The organism is Mycobacterium vicinigordonae, from assembly GCF_013466425.1.
Classification (GTDB): Bacteria; Actinomycetota; Actinomycetes; order Mycobacteriales; family Mycobacteriaceae; genus Mycobacterium; species Mycobacterium vicinigordonae.
The window spans coordinates 1,212,497-1,230,526 of the sequence record NZ_CP059165.1 but is presented as its reverse complement, the minus strand read 5'-3'; the positions used below and the strand labels follow the sequence as shown (position 1 = coordinate 1,230,526).

Genomic DNA, 18,030 nt, shown 5'->3' with positions numbered 1-18,030 from the left:
CCGGCCCCCGTATCAGGTAGGACCGGGACGGAAAGGCTTTACAGCTGTTCGGTTTCGGCGTAGTCCTGGTCGTCGTAAGCGCCCTCGGTGGACCAGGTGCCGGTGGCGACGTCGTAGCCGGCGACCTCGGACGGATCGAAGCTGGGCGGGCTGTCCTTGAGCGACAGGCCCAGCTGGTGCAGCTTAACCTTTACCTCGTCGATGGACTTCTGACCGAAGTTGCGGATGTCGAGCAGGTCGGACTCGGTACGCGAGACCAGTTCGCCGACGGTGTGCACGCCCTCGCGCTTGAGGCAGTTGTAGGACCGCACGGTCAGGTCCAGGTCGTCGATCGGCAGCGCGAACGAGGCGATGTGGTCTGCCTCGGCCGGCGACGGCCCGATCTCGATGCCCTCGGCTTCGACGTTGAGTTCCCGTGCCAGACCGAACAATTCGACCAGCGTTTTACCGGCCGAAGCCAGCGCGTCGCGGGGTGTGATCGAACTCTTGGTCTCGACGTCGAGGATCAGCTTGTCGAAGTCGGTGCGCTGCTCGACACGGGTGGCGTCCACTTTGTAGGTCACCTTGAGAACCGGCGAGTAGATGGAATCGACTGGGATGCGGCCGATTTCGGCACCCGAGGCCCGGTTCTGCACTGCCGGGACGTAGCCACGGCCGCGCTCGACGACGAGCTCGACCTCGAGCTTGCCCTTGTCGTTCAGCGTGGCGATGTGCATCGAGGGGTTGTGCACCGTGACACCGGCCGGCGGAACAATGTCGCCCGCGGTGACCTCACCGGGTCCCTGCTTACGCAGGTACATGGTGACCGGCTCGTCCTCCTCGGAGGACACGACCAGGCCCTTGAGGTTGAGGATGATGTCGGTGACGTCTTCCTTGACCCCGGGCACGGTGGTGAACTCGTGCAGCACGCCGTCGATGCGGATGCTGGTGACGGCCGCGCCGGGAATCGACGACAGCAGCGTGCGGCGCAGGGAATTGCCAAGGGTGTAACCGAATCCAGGCTCGAGCGGTTCGATGACGAACTGAGACCGGTTGTCGGTGAGGATGTCCTCGGACAGTGTGGGGCGCTGAGAGATCAGCATGTGTTTCTTCTTCTCCTTCTCGGCACCCGCTATTTGATGCCGTTAGGTTCCATCCCGGCGGGACACCGGAACAGACGTTCCATCTTTACTTCGAGTAGTACTCGACGATCAGCTGCTCGGTGAGCGGGACGTCGATCTGTGCGCGCTCGGGCAGCTGGTGAATCAGGATGCGCTGCCGCTCCCCCACCACCTGCAACCAGCTCGGAATCGGGCGGTCACCCGCGGTCTCCCGCGCGATCTGGAAAGGCACCGTGTTCAGCGACTGGTCCCGTACGTCGATGATGTCGTACTGCGACACCCGGTAGCTGGGGACGTCGACGCGCACGCCGTTGACGGTGAAGTGACCGTGGGTGACCAGCTGACGCGCCATCCGCCGGGTCCGGGCCAGCCCGGCACGGTAGACGACGTTGTCCAGGCGACTCTCGAGGATGCGCAGCAATTCCTCACCGGTCTTGCCGGAGTGCCGCACGGCCTCTTCGTAGTAGCGGCGGAACTGCTTCTCCATCACGCCGTAGGTGAAGCGTGCCTTCTGCTTCTCCTGCAGCTGCTGCCGGTATTCACTCTCCTTGACCCGGGCGCGGCCGTGCTGACCGGGTGGGTAGGGACGCTTCTCGAACGATTGGTCGCCGCCGACGAGGTCGGTGCCCAGGCGGCGCGACTTGCGAGTGACGGGTCCGGTGTAACGAGCCATTGGTATGTCCTCCTAGACCTAGACGCGCCGACGCTTGGGCGGGCGGACACCGTTGTGCGGCTGCGGTGTGACGTCGGAGATCGCGCCGACCTCCAGGCCAGCGGCCTGCAGCGAACGGATCGCGGTCTCGCGGCCCGAGCCCGGACCCTTGACGAACACGTCGACCTTGCGCACCCCGTGCTCCTGGGCCTTGCGCGCGGCGTTCTCCGCGGCCAGCTGTGCGGCGAACGGGGTGGACTTCCGCGAACCCTTGAAGCCGACGTGACCCGAGGACGCCCAGGCGATGACGTTGCCCTGGGGGTCGGTGATGGTCACGATCGTGTTGTTGAAGGTGCTCTTGATGTGGGCGGCGCCGTGCGGGACGTTCTTCTTTTCCCGGCGACGGGTCTTCTGACCCTTCTTGGCGGAGCCTGCTTGGCCCTTTTTCGCTGGTGGCATCGTTACCTGGCCTTCTTCTTGCCTGCGATGGTGCGCTTGGGGCCTTTACGGGTCCGCGCGTTGGTCTTGGTTCGCTGGCCGCGCACCGGCAGGCCGCGGCGGTGCCGCAGACCCTGGTAGCAGCCGATCTCGATCTTGCGACGAATGTCGGCCTGCACCTCGCGGCGCAGGTCACCCTCGACCTTCAGGTTCGCTTCGATGTAGTCACGCAGATGGGTCAGCTGGTCATCGGTGAGGTCCTTGGTGCGCAGGTCCTTGTCGATGCCGGTGGCCGCAAGAATCTCGTTCGAGCGGGTACGGCCGATGCCGAAAATATAGGTCAGCGCGATCTCCATCCGCTTGTCGCGCGGCAGATCGACGCCTACTAGTCGAGCCATAGGTGGCGTTTCCTCTTTCTTGGCGGAGGTCTTTTCCCAGTCCGTTCCCTGCCCCGTGTGGGGCGGTGGGGCCCGGCCTCCGTCCGGGCGTGTCTGCGCGGCGTATCCGCTCAGTGGTGCTGGGAGGTCAGCATTCAGTTGTGTTTTGGGGGTGGGCCCTGGTGTTGAGGCGGGCCCGGGTGTTGATTAGCCCTGCCGCTGCTTGTGCCGGGGATCCTGGCAGATCACCATGACCCGTCCGTGCCGACGGATCACCCTGCACTTGTCACAGATCGGCTTGACGCTCGGGTTCACCTTCACGGCAGTCTCGGTCCTGTTCTTTCTCTGGGTGTTTGCAGTCCTGCTGGGAGCTACTTGTACCGGTACACAATGCGGCCGCGGGACAGGTCGTAGGGAGACAACTCCACCACGACGCGGTCCTCGGGCAGGATGCGGATGTAGTGCTGCCGCATCTTGCCGCTGATGTGGGCAAGTACCTTATGGCCGTTCTCCAGCTCAATGCGAAACATCGCATTGGGCAGGGGCTCGACCACCCGGCCCTCAACCTCGATGGCGCCGTCCTTCTTAGCCATTACTTTTTCGACGATCCTCTGCTTTTCGTTTCCGTGCACCTGGCTCGGCGCAGCAAGCGTCCTGACTACAAAACGTGAGCCGGTGATGGAAATTCCGCGAAGTGCTCCGCAGATTTCAGGACTGGGCACGCCAAGAGCCGGCACGAACGCCGCACCGTCGCGCAACGATACCCGCTTCGCCACCCCCGACGCAAAACGCCGCAACCCGTCCCGAACCCGGAATAGGCCAGGTCACCTCGGGGGTTGGACGAACCATGACCGATTCTGCTGCAGGAAAACCAGATCTTGGCCGGTTCGGATCATTCGGACGCGGTGTCACACCCCAGCAAGCAAAGGAAATCGAAGCCCTCGGCTACGGCGCGGTCTGGGTGGGCGGCTCCCCACCCGCCGAGTTGGACTGGGTAGAGCCGATCCTGGCGGCGACCGACACATTGCGGGTGGCCACCGGGATTGTCAACATCTGGACGGCGGCGGCGAGGCCAGTCGCCGAGTCGTTCCACCGGATCGAGAAGGCCTACCCCGGACGTTTCCTACTGGGCATCGGCGTCGGCCACCCCGAGGCACACACCGAATACCGCAAGCCGTACGAAGCGCTGGTGGAGTACCTGGACCAACTCGACGAATTCGGTGTGCCCAAGAACCGGCGGGTGGTGGCGGCCCTTGGCCCGCAGGTTCTCAAGTTGTCGGCCCGGCGCAGCGCCGGGGCCCACCCGTACCTGACGACACCCGAGCACACGGCATGGGCACGCGAGCTGATCGGCCCAGAGGCCTTTCTGGCACCCGAGCACAAGGTCGTGCTGACCACCTCGGACAAAGAAGGGGCCGAGCAGGCCCGCGCCGTGGGCCGCAAAGCTCTCGATATCTACCTCAATCTCGCCAACTACCTCAACAACTGGAAGCGCCTCGGCTTCACCGACGACGACGTCGCCAAACCGGGCAGTGACCGCCTGGTCGACGCCGTAGTCGCCTACGGCACGGCCGACACCGTCGCCACGCGCCTGCGCGAGCACCTCGAAGCCGGCGCCGACCACGTTCCGGTCCAGGTGCTGACCCGAAGTGAGAACCTGGTGCCGGCGCTGGCTGAGTTGGCCACTGCGCTCGGGCAGTAACGGGTATTGGGGGCGAGATGACGGAATTGGTTTCACTCAAACCTGACGTGGGGCGGTTCGGCGTGTGGTTGGGCACCCGTTCGCTGGCCCCGGAGTTGGCCACCGAGATCGAAACGCTGGGCTATGGCGCGGTATGGATCGGCGCATCGCCGGACGCCGAGCTGGCGTGGGTCGAACCCGCACTGGCGCGGACTGATTCGTTGCAGCTGGCGACCGGGATCGTGAACGTCTGGACAGCGCCGGCCGACGAAGTCGCGGCGTCATATCAACGGATCGAAGGGGCCTACCCGGGGCGGTTTCTGCTAGGCGTCGGGGTGGGTCACCCGGAGCACACCGACCAATACCAGAAGCCCTACGACGCACTGGTGTCTTATCTCGATGAGCTGGACCAGGCGCTGGTGCCGACCAGCCGGCGGGTGCTGGCCGCGCTTGGGCCCCGGGTGTTGGAGCTGGCCGCGCAGCGCAGTGCGGGGGCCCACCCGTATCTGACCACGCCGGCACACACGGGAAAGGCCCGCCACCTGCTGGGCAACACGGTGTTCCTGGCTCCCGAACACAAGGTGGTGCTCACCACCGATGCCGAGGAGGCACGCGCGGTCGGCCGCAAATTCGTCGACTTCTATCTGGGCCTGAGTAACTACGTGAACAATTGGCTACGGCTCGGATTCACCGAGGACGACGTACGCAAGCCGGGCAGCGATCGGCTGATCGACGCCCTGGTCGCCTACGGCACCCCCGAGGACATTGCGCGCCGACTCAACGAGCACGTCGATGCGGGGGCCGATCACGTGGCTATCCAGGTGTTGGGTGCCTCTGATCCCGAGAAGCTGTTATCGGTACTTCGCGAACTGGGAGGACCATTGGGCCTCAGCCGTTAGGGTTGTGCCCATGCGACTGCTGGTCACTGGCGGGGCGGGCTTCATCGGCGCGAACTTCGTGCACAGCACCGTGCGCGAACACCCCGAAGACTCGGTGACGGTGATCGACTCGCTCACCTACGCCGGACGACGGGAATCGCTGGCCGACGTCGAAGACTCGATCAGGTTCGTCGAAGGCGACATCTGCGACTCCGAACTTGTCGTCCGGCTGGTGGCCGAGTCCGACGCCGTCGTGCATTTCGCCGCCGAATCCCATGTGGACAACGCCCTGGACAATCCGGAGCCGTTCCTGCACACCAACGTGGTGGGAACGTTCACCATTCTGGAAGCCGTTCGGCGCCATGGGGTCCGGTTGCACCACATCTCCACTGACGAGGTCTACGGCGACCTGGAACTCGGCGACTCGCAGCGGTTCACCGAGGCAACACCGTACAACCCGTCGAGTCCTTACTCCGCGACCAAGGCCGGCAGCGACATGCTGGTGCGGGCCTGGGTGCGGTCGTATGGCGTGCGAGCCACACTGTCCAACTGTTCCAACAATTACGGCCCGTACCAGCACATCGAGAAGTTCATTCCGCGCCAGATCACAAATGTGCTGACCGGTCGGCGGTGCAAGCTTTATGGGACCGGGGCGAACGTGCGCGACTGGATTCACGTCGAAGACCACAACAACGCGGTGCGCCGGATCCTGGAAATGGGGCAGATCGGACAGACCTACCTGATCAGCTCGGAGGGCGAGCGGGACAACCTGAGCGTGCTGCGCACGGTGCTGCGCATGATGGATCGCGACCCCGACGATTTCGATCAAGTGACCGACCGCGTCGGCCACGACCTGCGGTACGCCATCGACCCGTCGCTGCTGAACAACGAATTATGTTGGGCGCCAAAGCACACTGACTTCGAAGAGGGTCTACGGGCCACCATCGACTGGTACCGGGACAACGAATCATGGTGGCGCCCATTAAAAGACGCCGCCGAGGCGCGCTACGCCGAGCGTGGCCAGTGAGATGAAGGTACGCGAACTCGACATTGCAGGCGCCTGGGAGATAACTCCGACCATCCACGGTGATGCACGGGGCATGTTCTTCGAATGGTTGACCGACAAAGGTTTCCGCGGCTTTGCCGACCACAGCCTGGACGTCCGGCAGGCCAACTGTTCGGTGTCGTCGGCCGGAGTGCTGCGCGGCCTGCATTTCGCCCAGCTGCCGCCGAGCCAGGCCAAGTACGTCACCTGTGTGCGCGGTGCGGTGTTCGACGTCATCGTCGATATCCGGGTTGGCTCGCCTACCTTCGGCAAGTGGGACTCGGTGCTGTTGGATGACAAAGACCGCCGGACCGTCTACATCTCAGAAGGTTTGGCGCATGGTTTCCTTGCGCTGCAGGATGATTCGACAGTGATGTATCTGTGTTCGGCAGAATACAACCCGCAGCGCGAGCACACCATCTGCGCGACGGATCCAACGCTGGCCGTCGAGTGGCCGCTGGTGGGCGGTGCCGCCCCGAGCCTGTCCGAACGTGACGCCGCGGCCCCCAGCTTCGCCGAAGTGCGCGACTCCGGCCTGCTGCCCGCCTGGGAAGAGACGCAGGCATTCATCAAAGGCTTGTCAAACGGCCGTTAATAGGCACCTGTGCAACAGGCGGCGCCACCGACCATACTCGGCAAAGACGGCAGCACCTACCGGATCACCGGTACCGCAACCGGGTGTCGACAACTTAGGGAGTTACGCAGCATGGCGGTGGGTCAGCGTGATGCTGAGTGCCGTTTCGATGTCGCTGATGTCATATCTCGGGTAGATCGGCGGTGCGGTGGATTGGTAGCGAGCGCCGGTGGGAGTTGTGTATTGGGCTGTGTGCGTGCCGTTTTCGTCGTGGGTGATGACGGTCCAGCCAGCTGACTCCTTCACGTAATTCAGTATTCACAGCAACCGAAGCCGTTGGCGGCGGTAGTGGGTCCGCCGCGCTTCCAGGGTTCGGCGTGGTCGCGGTGACGGATGGGTGCGTCGCAATAAGGCGTACGGCAGGTCTGATCGCGCAGGTCAATGAAGTCGGCCAAGCCGCGCGGAAACGTGCGGGACCGCGATTCCATGGCGACCAGGGCGCCGTTGGCAGGGCTCGCAACAACCGCCGCGGCGTTGCGGACCAGTGCTTTCGCGAAACCGAGAAGCCGACCGCCGCGGGCCGGGGAATCGTGGCGGGCCAACGCGACCTCGCTGGACACCCCGCGGCCCCGCTTCTTGGCGGGCAACCCGCCGGCCGCTTCGGCGGCCCGTCCCGCAGCATCCAGCGCCGCAGCTGCCCGAGCCTGCCCCGCCACCGCAGCGCATTTGACCCGCTCCAACTGGGCGATCCGTGCGATCAACTCTGCCTCACCGGCGCCGTCCGGGAGTGCAGCTAAGTCAACCGATTCGCACATACGTGCGATACTATCGCAACCCTGCAACCCCGTCGACCCAACTGAGTCTCGGCGCGAGCAGACCCCTGGCCGCCTTGCTAACGCAGCCGACAATTACTAGGATATGCAAGTATCACCTCGATTCCCCTCCTAACCTCTCTGGGACAACCATGACCGCACAGGTTCCGCACTTCATCGACGGACATCGCACCACCGGCCAGTCCACTCGCACCGCCGACGTTCTCAACCCAAGCACCGGCGAGGTCCAGGCCACCGTGCCGATGGCTAACCAGGCCGATATCGATTCGGCCGTCGCATCCGCCAAAGAAGCCCAAAAAGCCTGGGCCGCTTTCAATCCGCAGCGCCGCGCCCGAGTGTTGATGAGGTTCATCGAACTGGTCAACCAGAACAGCGACGAGCTGGCCGAGCTGCTGTCCCTCGAACACGGCAAGACGGTCGCCGACGCCAAGGGCGACATCCAGCGCGGCATCGAAGTCATCGAGTTCTGCATCGGCATCCCCCACCTGCTCAAGGGCGAATACACCGAGGGTGCCGGGCCGTCCATCGACGTGTATTCGCTGCGCCAACCCCTCGGGGTGGTCGCGGGGATCACCCCGTTCAACTTCCCTGCCATGATCCCGCTGTGGAAGGCGGGCCCCGCCCTGGCATGCGGAAATGCCTTCGTACTCAAGCCAAGTGAGCGCGATCCCTCGGTCCCGCTACGCCTGGCCGAGCTATTCACCGAGGCGGGCCTGCCCCCCGGGGTCTTTCAGGTAGTCCACGGCGACAAGGAAGCCGTCGACGCAATCCTGCAGCACCCCGACATCAAAGCGGTCGGCTTCGTCGGCAGTTCCGATATCGCCCAGTACATCTACGCCAATGCCGCGGCCACGGGGAAGCGTTCACAGTGCTTCGGCGGCGCCAAGAACCACATGATCGTAATGCCGGACGCAGACCTCGATCAGGCGGTGGACGCACTGATCGGCGCCGGCTACGGCAGCGCCGGCGAGCGATGCATGGCGATAAGCGTTGCCGTCCCGGTCGGCGAACAGACCGCAGACCGGTTGCGCGCCAGGCTGATCGAGCGGATCAACAACCTGCGCGTCGGCCACAGCCTTGACCCCAAGGCCGACTACGGTCCCCTGGTCACCGAGGCTGCGTTGACGCGGGTGCGCGACTACATCGGCCAGGGTGTGGACGCCGGCGCCGAATTGGTCATCGACGGTCGTGAAAGGGCCAGCGATGACTTGACTTTCGGCGATGCCAACCTGGAGGGAGGCTATTTCATCGGCCCCACCCTGTTCGACCGGGTCACCCCCGACATGTCCATCTACACCGACGAGATCTTTGGCCCGGTGCTTTGCATCGTGCGCGCACACGACTACGAAGAAGCGTTACGACTGCCCACCGAACATGAATACGGCAACGGGGTGGCCATCTTCACCCGGGACGGCGACACCGCCCGCGACTTCACCTCCAGAGTTGAGGTCGGCATGGTCGGCGTCAACGTGCCGATCCCGGTTCCAGTGGCCTACCACACCTTTGGTGGTTGGAAGCGCTCCGGCTTCGGCGATCTCAACCAGCACGGCCCGGCGTCGATCCAGTTCTACACCAAAGTCAAGACCGTCACCTCGCGCTGGCCGTCAGGCATCAAGGATGGTGCCGAATTCTCCATCCCGACAATGGATTAGCAACGTGTTCACCCTCAACGACGAAGAACGGGTCATCACCGAGACGGCGGCTGCCTTCGCTGAAAAGCGCATCGCCCCGTTCGCCCTGGAATGGGATGCCAGCAAGCACTTTCCGACCGATGTGCTACGTGAGGCCGCCGAGCTCGGCATGGCGGCGATCTACTGTCGCGACGACGTCGGCGGCAGCGGGCTGCGGCGCCTGGACGGTGTGCGCATCTTCGAGCAGTTGGCCAGCGCCGACCCGGTCACCGCCGCGTTTCTGTCCATCCACAATATGTGCTCGTGGATGATCGACCGATACGGCACCGAGGAGCAGCGCAAGTCCTGGGTGCCGCGGCTGGCCACGATGGATATCATCGCCAGTTACTGCCTGACCGAGCCGGGCGCCGGTTCGGACGCGAGCGCCCTTAGCACCCGCGCGGTCAAGCAAGGCGGCGACTATGTGCTCGACGGTGTCAAGCAGTTTATCTCCGGCGCCGGCGCCTCCGACGTGTATGTGGTGATGGCTCGAACCGGGCCCGAAGGCCCCCGGGGCATTTCGGCCTTCGTCGTCGAAAAGGATACTCCAGGGCTGAGTTTCGGTGCGATGGAACAGAAGATGGGCTGGAACGCCCAGCCCACCGCGCAGGTCATCCTCGAAGGCGTCCGCGTACCCGGCGACGCGATGCTGGGCGGCACCGACGGTGACGGTACCGGCTTCGGAATCGCGATGAACGGCCTCAACGGTGGCCGGCTGAACATCGCGGCGTGCTCACTGGGCGGCGCCGCGTCCGCCTTCGACAAGGCGGGCGCTTACGTGCGCGAGCGCCAGGCATTCGGCAAAACGCTGATCGACGAGCCCACCATCCGGTTCACCCTGGCCGACATGGCCACCGGACTGGAGACGTCGCGAATGATGTTGTGGCGGGCGGCGAATGCGCTCGATGAGGACAGCGCCGATAAGGTCGAGTTGTGCGCGATGGCCAAGCGTTACGTCACCGACACGTGCTACGACGTCGCCGATAAGGCGCTGCAGCTGCACGGCGGCTACGGTTACCTGCGGGAGTATGGTCTGGAAAAGATCGTTCGCGACCTGCGGGTGCATCGGATCCTGGAAGGGACCAACGAAATCATGCGGGTGGTCGTCGGCCGAGCCGAGGCCGCTCGCTTCAAAGCCGCCGGATGAACCAGTGCTAGAAGGACAACCATGACCGAGTTCCTGACGATCGCCTTCCTCGGTCTGGGAAACATGGGTGGGCCCATGTCAGCAAACCTGGTCAAAGCGGGCCACGCGGTGCGCGGATTCGACCCGGCACCCGCAGCCGCCGCGGCCGCAGCCGGCCAGGGCGCGGTGGTATTCGACAGCCCGGTGCAGGCGGTTGCCGACGCGGACGTGGTGATCACCATGCTGCCAAGCGGCGATGTGGTCAAACGCTGCTATGCAGAAATTTTGCCGGCCGCACGAGTGGGCGCCCTGTTTATCGACAGCTCCACCATCTCGGTCGATGACGCGCGAGAGGCCCACGCGCTGGCCGAATCTCACGGCATGTCCCAGGTCGACGCGCCGGTGTCCGGCGGTGTCAAAGGCGCCGTGGCCGGCACGCTGGCATTCATGGTCGGCGGCGACGACCAAGCGGTAGAACGTGCCCGATGGGCGTTGAAACCCATGGCGGGCAAGATCGTTCACTGCGGCGGCCCGGGCGCGGGACAGGCTGCCAAGGTGTGCAACAACATGGTGCTGGCGGTGCAGCAGATCGCAATCGGCGAGGCTTTCGTGCTCGCCGAGAAGCTCGGGCTAGAAGCGCAGTCACTGTTCGACGTGATCACCGGCGCGACCGGCAACTGCTGGGCGGTTCACACCAATTGCCCTGTGCCAGGCCCGGTCCCGACGTCACCGGCGAATCACGACTTCAAACCCGGCTTCGCCGCGGCACTGATGAACAAAGACCTGGGCTTGGCGATGGACGCGGTGAAGTCGACCGGATCGACCGCGCCGCTGGGCAGCCACGCCGCCCAGATCTACGCCGAGTTCGCCGTCGAGCACCCCGATGAGGACTTCAGCGCGATCATCGAAACCTTGCGCGACAGTTAATCGGAGAAGTCACCAGCGTTGCGTCGCAACGTTTCAATCGACGACACCAATGCTTCCGACTCAGCCGCGGCCATCCCGATGTCGGCGAATACCTGCTCGTTGAGCGTCACCGTGGCGTCCTCGACCGTCGATCGACCCAACTCGGTGATCTCGACCAGCGTGGTTCGGCCGTCGGTGGGATGGGGTACCCGCCGCACCAGGCCGTCGGCTTCCAAGCGACGGATCGCGTGCGTGACGCTGGTGACGTGCACCTGCAGCCGGTCCGACGCCTTGGTGATCGGCAGAGCACCGCTGCGGCTGAATGCCAGCAGGCGAAGCAGTTCGTACCGGGAGAAGCTCAGGTCGTAAGGCCTCAGGGCCGCCTCGACACGCGCCAGCAGGATCTGATGCGCCCGCATGACCGAGGTGACCGCAACCATGCCGGACGAGACGTCCCCCCACCCAGCCCGTTCCCAATTGGCCCGCGCGGCGGCGATGGGATCACGCTTCGCGGAATCGGCCACGCACCTTTTTACCGCACCCGGCTTCCCCCGTCCCCTTCTCGGGGGGAGACCGGGTAGGTCAGAAAGCGCGCTCCAGCAGCACCTGGCCGGTGTCAGCCGAGACGACCCGCACCGAGGCAATCTGGTCCAGCGGCGTGGAAACGCTGCCAGCTGGGCTGGCAGTGTGGCCTGGTTCGGCCACCCAGGTCGCCAGCCGGGTCTGGCTGCCGTCGCGGCCCACCACCACCATGGCCAGGGTGTCGTGCTTGGCGTCCGGGGGGGCCAGGCAGTAGCACTCCAGGTTTATGAAGGTCCCCCAATTGTGGCTGCTCAGCGAAATCGTCGAGGTCAGCAGCTTGGTGCCGACCTGCTGCATCGTCTGCGTGGAAGCGGTGGTCGCCGAATGATGTCCGAAACCTCCGACGAACCCGTGCCCGCCGATCAGCACGCCGACACCCAGCACTACCGCCGCGGCGGCCGACGCCGCCCAGGTCAGCACCCGGGTGCGGCGCCGCCGCCGACGCACCGTCGCCAACAACGACGGCAGCAAAGCGGCCGGCAGATCCCGCGCCGTCGAGGCGGCGTCGTCGATCGCGGCGACCTCATCGCGGCGCAGGCGGCCGAGGAGCGCCGGCACCCCGGACAGTTCGGCGACGGAATCGCGGCACCGCGTGCAGTCGGGCAGGTGCGCTTCGAACTCGAGGCGGTCGGCCGGCGACAGTGACCCCAGCACGTAGGCCGCATCCCACATCGCGAAGGGGTGGTCGTCGGGCGGCGCGTGCCCCCGTCCTGGCTCAGTCATGTCTCCTCGTCTCCCGTTACGTCCAGCGTCATCGTGTGACTCCCAGTTCCTGCAGCGTGAGCCGTAGCGCCCGCACGGCGTAGTGCAGGCGCGATTTCACGGTTCCCTCCGCGATCTTCAGGTCGTCGGCTATTTGGGTGGTCGTCCAGCCGCGGTAGTAGGACCGCTCGATCACGGCCCGATGCTCACTGGACAGTTGGGCCATCGCGTCGCCGATCAGCAGCCTGTCCAGGGCCGCGTTGACCTCGTCCGGAGTGGCCTGCTCAGGCGCGCCGGTCTCGTCGATCGATCCGATGACGTTGCGGAACCGGGCACTGCGGCGGTCGTCGATGATCATGTTGCGGGCCACTGTGAACAACCACGGCCGAACCGATCGCGCCAAGTCTCCGGCGACTTCCGGGTGCTGCCAGGCCCGCAACAACGTCTCCTGGACGACATCCTCGGCTTGGCTGGCATCGCCGGTCAACCGCAGCGCGTAGCGCCAGAGCACCGCGGCGTGCTCGTTGTACAACGCCGTCATCAAAGCCGCTTCGGCAGCCTCGGACGCGCCCCTAGTCCCGGCCGCACCAGCCACTCGATCACCTCCCGCCTACGACACGAGTCGAGCGGGTGGCTGGTTCAACGGCACGTTCAAAGTGTGAGGACGCGCGGACCCGCCTCGGTGACTGCCACGGTGTGTTCCCAATGCGCAGCGCGGGACCCGTCGACAGTGGTCACCGTCCATTTGTCGTCCAAGACAGTCGTCTTGCCGCTGCCCAGCGTCAACATCGGTTCGATGGCCAGCACCGATCCGGCCACCAGCAACGGCCCCCGGCCGGGGGCACCTTCGTTGGGCAGGAACGGATCCAGGTGCATTTGCCGCCCGATCCCGTGGCCGCCGTATCCCTCGACGATGCCGAATGCGCGGTCGTAACGTGCCGAGGCGGCCCGGGTTCCGGTTTCGATGGCATGCGAGACGTCGGTCAACCGATTTCCGATGACCATCGCCGCGATTCCAGCTTCCAGCGACTCCTTAGTCGCTTGGGACAAAGCCTCGTCGGCTGGAATGAGATTGTCGATACCGAAGGTGACGGCGGCGTCACCGTGCCACCCGTCCAGGATTGCGCCGCAGTCGATGGACACCAGGTCACCGGGCGCGAGGATCTCGGCGGCCGACGGAATGCCGTGCACCACACGGCTGTTCACCGACGAGCAGATCGATGCCGGGTAGCCATGGTACCCCAGAAACGACGGGATCGCGCCGGCCTCGCGGATCACCGATTCGGCAATTTCGTCCAGTCCCAAGGTGGACACGCCCGCGCGCGCAGCGGCTTGCACCGCCTGCAACGCGGCGGCGACGACGGCGCCCGCCGCGGCCATCGCATCGAGCTCACCGGCGGTGCGCTGCGGCACGACCCGGCGTCCCCGAAGCCGCGCCAGGGCACCCATCGGGTTACTTACCCAACGCCTGCAGCGCGCGGGCGAACACCTCATCCAGGGTGCCGACCGCGTCGACTGTCTTGAGTTCGTCGCGGTAATAGTCGAGCAGCGGCGCGGTCTCGTCGCGGTAGACCTTCATCCGGTTCAGGATGACGTCCTCGGTGTCGTCTTCGCGACCGCGGCCCTTGAGGCGGGTCAGCAGTTCGTCTTCCGACACCCGGAACTCCACCACCGCATCGATGTCGGTGCCGCGGCGTTCCAGCATCTCGTGCAGCGCCTTGGCTTGCTCGACCGAGCGCGGATACCCGTCCAGGATGAAGCCGTTCGAGGCATCCGGATCGTTGAGTCGGTCGTCGACAAGTTCGTTGGTCAGTGAGGACGGCACCAGGTCGCCGGCGTCGAGGTAACGCTTGGCCTCTAGCCCGAGCTTGGTGCCCTCCTGAATGTTCTTGCGGAAAAGTTCGCCGGTCGAGATCTGCGGTATGCCCAGCTTTTCGGCCAGCTTCTGCGCTTGCGTTCCCTTGCCCGCGCCCGGCGGGCCAAGCAGTACGACTCTCACTTGAGGAACCCTTCATAGTTGCGCTGCATGAGCTGACTCTCGATTTGCTTGACCGTATCCAACCCGACACCGATCATGATCAGCACCGCGGTACCCCCGAACGGTAGATTCTGGATCCCGCCGCTGTTGCCCATCTGCAGGAAAACGTTGGGCAGCACGGAGATCACACCGAGGTAGATCGAGCCCGGCAGAGTGATCCGGCTCAGCACGTAGCGCAGATAGTCGGCGGTCGGACGGCCGGGACGAATACCTGGGATGAAGCCGCCGAACTTCTTCATCTCGTCGGCGCGTTCGTCGGGATTGAACGTGATTGAGACGTAGAAGTACGTGAAGAAGATGATCAGCCCGAAATAGATGCCGATATAAACCGGGTTGCTCGGATCGGACAGATATTTGCTGACGAATTTGCTCCACCAGCCGCGGCCACCGCCACCACCGCTGTTCACCAGTTGGGTGATCAGGTTCGGGATGTAGATCAGCGAGGACGCGAAGATCACCGGGATGACGCCGGCCTGGTTCACCTTGAGCGGCAGATATGTCGAGGTACCGCCGTACATCCGCCGCCCCACCATGCGCTTGGCGTACTGCACCGGAATTCGTCGTTGGCCCTGTTCGACGAACACCACGCCGACGATGATCAACAGCGCCGCGCCGCAGACCGCGGCGAAGATCATTCCGCCGCGGCTCTCCAGAATTTGGTTGCCTTCGGCAGGAATACGGGCGGCGATGCCGACGAAGATCAGCAGCGACATGCCATTGCCGATACCCCGTTCGGTGATCAGCTCGCCCATCCACATCACCAGGGCAGCGCCAGCGGTCATCACGAGCACGATCACGATCTCGGAGAAGATGGTCTGGTTGGACAGGATGTCCAGCGAACAACCTTGCAGCAGCCCGCCATTGGCCGCCAGCGCGACGATGCTGGTGGCCTGCAGAATGGCCAACGCGATCGCGAGATAACGCGTGTACTGCGTCATCTTCGCCTGCCCAGCTTGCCCTTCCTTGCGCAGCTCTTCGAAGCGCGGGATGACCACGGTGAGCAGCTGAACGATGATGCTCGCGGTGATGTAGGGCATCACGCCGACCGCGAACACCGTCAGCTTCAGCAACGCTCCGCCGGAGAACAGGTTGATCAGCGAGTAGATCTGTCCGGCCTGGCCGCCGCTGGCTTCTTTGATGCACTGCTGCACGTTGTGGAAGTTGACCCCAGGCGACGGCAGTGTGGCGCCGACGCGGTACAGGATGACGATGCCCAGCGTGAAGAGAATCTTCCGTCTCAGGTCGACTGTTCGCAGCGATGAGATGAAAGCCGAAAGCACTCTTCCTCCTGCGCAGCCGAACTCTGGTGCGGCATGTCAACCGGGGGTTGGCCGGCTGGGTCCTTTTCCTGATCATTCCTGGGGTTATGCCGCGTACACCTGCCCGATACCAGCAGGCCAGGGCGCGTCAAACCGTGTACGAGACTAACAGCTGATGTGAGCTGGCCCTGCCAGGGCCGTCTCTCCGTCCGCGACGACCCGGTGCCGAGGACGGCGTACAGTCGGGATAGCTCGTTATATTTGCTAAATAACAGATCTGACTTTCGGGAGCGTATGAATGACCCAGACGCCCAGCGCTCGGTTCGAGGGTGACACATGGGACCTGGCGTCCAGTGTGGGCCTGACAGCCACCATGGTCGCAGCGGCGCGCGCGGTGGCCGCCAGGGACACCGCCGGCGCCGGCGCGGTAGCAACCGATCAATTCGCGGAGCCTTTGGTACGGGCTGTGGGCGTCGACTTCTTTGCCCGGCTGGCCAGCGGTGAGTTAAGCGCGGCAGAACTCGACGAAGAGACGGCACGCGGCGCAGCGCAGTTCGCCAACGCGATGGCGGTCCGCACCAGGTTCTTCGACGACTTCTTCGCCGACGCAACCGCGGTCGGAATCCGGCAGGCCGTGATCCTGGCTGCCGGTCTGGACTCGCGGGCCTATCGTCTGCCCTGGCCTGCGGGTACCACCGTCTTCGAGGTCGACCAGCCCGCGGTGATCGAATTCAAGACCACGACGCTGGCCGGTCTGGGGTCGCAGCCGACGGCGCAGCGCCGCACGGTGGCGGTCGACCTGCGAGACGATTGGCCGACCGCGTTGCGTGCCGCCGGCTTCGACCCGACGCAGCCCACCGCGTGGATAGCCGAGGGTTTGTTGGGTTATCTGCCGGCCGAGGCCCAGGACCGCCTGCTCGACCAGATCACGGCGCAGAGCGTTCGGGGCAGCCGCTTCGCCACCGAAGGACTGCTCGACATTAATCCGCTCAACGAGGAGGAACTCCGCCGCCGCATGAAGCGTCAGAACGAGCGTTGGAGCCGGCACGGACTCGATTTCGACATGGCCGCCCTGGTCTATTTCGACGACCGCACAGACGCGGGCGTCTATCTGGCCGCGCACGGCTGGCATACCACCAGCGTGGGCAACGCCGACTTGTTCTCCGCACACGGTTTGCCACCTGCCGATGCCGACGACGCCCCATTCGGCGAAGTGGCCTTCCTGAGCGCGGAGCGCTGCTGAGATGGCCTCCCCGGAGCTGCAGCGGTCCGCAGGTGACAGCTGGGACTTGGCGACCAGTGTGGGAGCCACAGCCACGATGGTGGCCGCCGCCCGCGCCGTCGCCACCAAGCAGGACAACCCCATCATCGACGACCCGTTCGCGGAGCCCTTGGTGCGCGCCGTCGGCCTGGACTTCTTTACCCGGCTGGCCGATGGCAACCTCCCGGGCGGGCACACAGAGCACGACTTCCAGCTCGAGATCGACTCGATAGCGGTCCGCACCCGCTTCTTCGACGAGTTTCTCCTCGACGCCGCCCGTTCCGGGATCCGGCAGGCTGTGATCCTGGCGTCGGGCTTGGACGCCCGCGGCTACCGATTGTCGTGGCCGCGCGGGACTGTGGTGTACGAGATCGACCAGCCCAAGGTCATCGAGTTCAAAAACGCCACCCTGTCGGCACTGGGAGCCAGCCCCTCGGCGCACCGCAAATCGGTGAGCATCGATCTGCGCGACGATTGGCCGGCTGCGCTGCGCCACAGCGGATTCGACCCGTCACGGGCCACGGCGTGGATCGCCGAAGGGTTGCTGATGTACCTACCGCCTGAAGCGCAGGACCTGCTTTTCGACAACGTCACCACGCTCAGCGGACCGGGTAGCAGACTTGCCACCGAATTCCACCCGGACTCCGGGGTGGCGATGTCCGAGCGCGCTCAGCAGTTCAGTCAGCGGTGGGCTAATTTCGGCTGCGACATCGACTTGTCCGGACTGTTCTACGACGGCGAGCGCAACAACGTGGTCGACTACCTCACCGGGCTGGGCTGGCAGGTAAACACCCGGCCACGACGCGAGCTGTTCGGAGAATACGGACGCAGCTTTCCCGAGGAATCCGAACTGGCCCAGTTGCGCAACATCGTCACCGTCGCCGCAACCCGCAATTAGCCGCGAATTG

The 18,030-nt window shown here is 64.8% G+C and carries 21 protein-coding genes and 1 pseudogene; 9 read left to right on the top strand and 13 right to left on the bottom strand.

From position 1 onward, the window contains the following. Positions 1 to 38 precede the first annotated feature (38 nt). From H0P51_RS05435 to infA, 6 genes are all read right to left on the bottom strand, one after another. A complete protein-coding gene (locus H0P51_RS05435) occupies positions 39 to 1,082 on the bottom strand; it encodes a DNA-directed RNA polymerase subunit alpha (protein ID WP_085672391.1) in 1,044 nt (347 codons plus the stop codon). Positions 1,083 to 1,167: 85 nt separating this feature from the next. Continuing rightward, positions 1,168 to 1,773 carry a 30S ribosomal protein S4 gene (gene rpsD, locus H0P51_RS05430; RefSeq protein ID WP_180916979.1) on the bottom strand — a complete coding sequence of 202 codons (606 nt, stop codon included), beginning with the start codon at positions 1,771 to 1,773 and terminating at the stop codon, positions 1,168 to 1,170. 18 nt (positions 1,774 to 1,791) lie between these two features. Then, positions 1,792 to 2,211 (bottom strand): 30S ribosomal protein S11, encoded by a 420-nt coding sequence (rpsK, locus tag H0P51_RS05425; protein WP_065143524.1) that lies wholly within the window; start codon positions 2,209 to 2,211, stop codon positions 1,792 to 1,794. Positions 2,212 to 2,213: 2 nt separating this feature from the next. Then, a complete protein-coding gene (gene rpsM / locus H0P51_RS05420; protein WP_036352829.1) occupies positions 2,214 to 2,588 on the bottom strand; it encodes a 30S ribosomal protein S13 in 375 nt (124 codons plus the stop codon). A gap of 186 nt (positions 2,589 to 2,774) precedes the next feature. Continuing rightward, positions 2,775 to 2,888, bottom strand: coding sequence for a 50S ribosomal protein L36 (gene rpmJ / locus H0P51_RS05415; protein WP_003886927.1), 114 nt, complete (start codon positions 2,886 to 2,888; stop codon positions 2,775 to 2,777). A 50-nt stretch (positions 2,889 to 2,938) separates the two neighbouring features. Then, a complete protein-coding gene (gene infA, locus H0P51_RS05410) occupies positions 2,939 to 3,160 on the bottom strand; it encodes a translation initiation factor IF-1 (protein ID WP_003418601.1) in 222 nt (73 codons plus the stop codon). A 254-nt stretch (positions 3,161 to 3,414) separates the two neighbouring features. On the opposite strand from infA, the gene H0P51_RS05405 reads away from it, so the two are divergent. The 4 genes from H0P51_RS05405 to rfbC are packed head-to-tail and all read left to right on the top strand — an operon-like array spanning position 3,415 to position 6,766. Next, on the top strand, positions 3,415 to 4,269 hold the full coding sequence (locus H0P51_RS05405; RefSeq protein ID WP_180916978.1) for an LLM class F420-dependent oxidoreductase: 855 nt from the start codon (positions 3,415 to 3,417) through the stop codon (positions 4,267 to 4,269). A gap of 17 nt (positions 4,270 to 4,286) precedes the next feature. Then, positions 4,287 to 5,147, top strand: a complete 861-nt coding sequence (locus H0P51_RS05400; protein WP_180916977.1) for an LLM class F420-dependent oxidoreductase — start codon at positions 4,287 to 4,289, stop codon at positions 5,145 to 5,147. 10 nt (positions 5,148 to 5,157) lie between these two features. Next, complete coding sequence (gene rfbB, locus H0P51_RS05395; protein WP_180916976.1) at positions 5,158 to 6,153, top strand: dTDP-glucose 4,6-dehydratase; 996 nt, start codon at positions 5,158 to 5,160, stop codon at positions 6,151 to 6,153. 1 nt (position 6,154) lies between these two features. Next, positions 6,155 to 6,766 carry a dTDP-4-dehydrorhamnose 3,5-epimerase gene (gene rfbC / locus H0P51_RS05390; protein WP_180918759.1) on the top strand — a complete coding sequence of 204 codons (612 nt, stop codon included), beginning with the start codon at positions 6,155 to 6,157 and terminating at the stop codon, positions 6,764 to 6,766. 102 nt (positions 6,767 to 6,868) lie between these two features. Here rfbC and H0P51_RS05385 read toward each other — a convergent pair. Then, positions 6,869 to 7,560, bottom strand: a pseudogene (locus tag H0P51_RS05385) (hypothetical protein). A gap of 149 nt (positions 7,561 to 7,709) precedes the next feature. On the opposite strand from H0P51_RS05385, the gene H0P51_RS05380 reads away from it, so the two are divergent. From H0P51_RS05380 to mmsB, 3 genes are read left to right on the top strand one after another with little or no spacing between them, the layout of a single operon-like run. Further along, on the top strand, positions 7,710 to 9,230 hold the full coding sequence (locus tag H0P51_RS05380) for a CoA-acylating methylmalonate-semialdehyde dehydrogenase (protein WP_180916975.1): 1,521 nt from the start codon (positions 7,710 to 7,712) through the stop codon (positions 9,228 to 9,230). A 4-nt stretch (positions 9,231 to 9,234) separates the two neighbouring features. Further along, the gene (locus tag H0P51_RS05375) at positions 9,235 to 10,395 is read left to right on the top strand and encodes an acyl-CoA dehydrogenase family protein (RefSeq protein WP_180916974.1); all 1,161 of its coding nucleotides are present in this window, start codon (positions 9,235 to 9,237) and stop codon (positions 10,393 to 10,395) included. A 21-nt stretch (positions 10,396 to 10,416) separates the two neighbouring features. Continuing rightward, positions 10,417 to 11,301, top strand: coding sequence for a 3-hydroxyisobutyrate dehydrogenase (mmsB, locus tag H0P51_RS05370; RefSeq protein ID WP_180916973.1), 885 nt, complete (start codon positions 10,417 to 10,419; stop codon positions 11,299 to 11,301). On the opposite strand, the gene H0P51_RS05365 is transcribed toward mmsB, so the two are convergent. From H0P51_RS05365 to secY, 6 genes are all read right to left on the bottom strand, one after another. After that, on the bottom strand, positions 11,298 to 11,804 hold the full coding sequence (locus H0P51_RS05365) for a MarR family transcriptional regulator (protein ID WP_180916972.1): 507 nt from the start codon (positions 11,802 to 11,804) through the stop codon (positions 11,298 to 11,300). The two genes, mmsB and H0P51_RS05365, sit on opposite strands and share 4 nt — an antisense overlap. 58 nt (positions 11,805 to 11,862) lie before the next feature. Beyond that, a complete protein-coding gene (locus H0P51_RS05360) occupies positions 11,863 to 12,585 on the bottom strand; it encodes an anti-sigma factor family protein (protein ID WP_180916971.1) in 723 nt (240 codons plus the stop codon). Between the two features lie 28 nt (positions 12,586 to 12,613). After that, positions 12,614 to 13,105: a sigma-70 family RNA polymerase sigma factor gene (locus H0P51_RS05355; RefSeq protein ID WP_180918758.1), complete on the bottom strand. Its 492-nt coding sequence runs from the start codon at positions 13,103 to 13,105 to the stop codon at positions 12,614 to 12,616. Between the two features lie 110 nt (positions 13,106 to 13,215). Beyond that, on the bottom strand, positions 13,216 to 14,013 hold the full coding sequence (map, locus tag H0P51_RS05350) for a type I methionyl aminopeptidase (protein WP_180916970.1): 798 nt from the start codon (positions 14,011 to 14,013) through the stop codon (positions 13,216 to 13,218). 4 nt (positions 14,014 to 14,017) lie between these two features. After that, entirely contained in the window at positions 14,018 to 14,563 is a 546-nt protein-coding gene (locus H0P51_RS05345) for an adenylate kinase (protein WP_180916969.1), read from the bottom strand. Next, the gene (secY, locus tag H0P51_RS05340; RefSeq protein ID WP_180916968.1) at positions 14,560 to 15,882 is read right to left on the bottom strand and encodes a preprotein translocase subunit SecY; all 1,323 of its coding nucleotides are present in this window, start codon (positions 15,880 to 15,882) and stop codon (positions 14,560 to 14,562) included. Before secY ends, H0P51_RS05345 begins: the two co-directional genes overlap by 4 nt. A gap of 277 nt (positions 15,883 to 16,159) precedes the next feature. Here secY and H0P51_RS05335 point away from each other — a divergent pair, with 277 nt between their 5' ends. Continuing rightward, positions 16,160 to 17,104, top strand: a complete 945-nt coding sequence (locus H0P51_RS05335) for a class I SAM-dependent methyltransferase (protein WP_180916967.1) — start codon at positions 16,160 to 16,162, stop codon at positions 17,102 to 17,104. A gap of 1 nt (position 17,105) precedes the next feature. Then, on the top strand, positions 17,106 to 18,020 hold the full coding sequence (locus H0P51_RS05330; RefSeq protein WP_425488964.1) for a class I SAM-dependent methyltransferase: 915 nt from the start codon (positions 17,106 to 17,108) through the stop codon (positions 18,018 to 18,020). Positions 18,021 to 18,030: the final 10 nt, after the last annotated feature.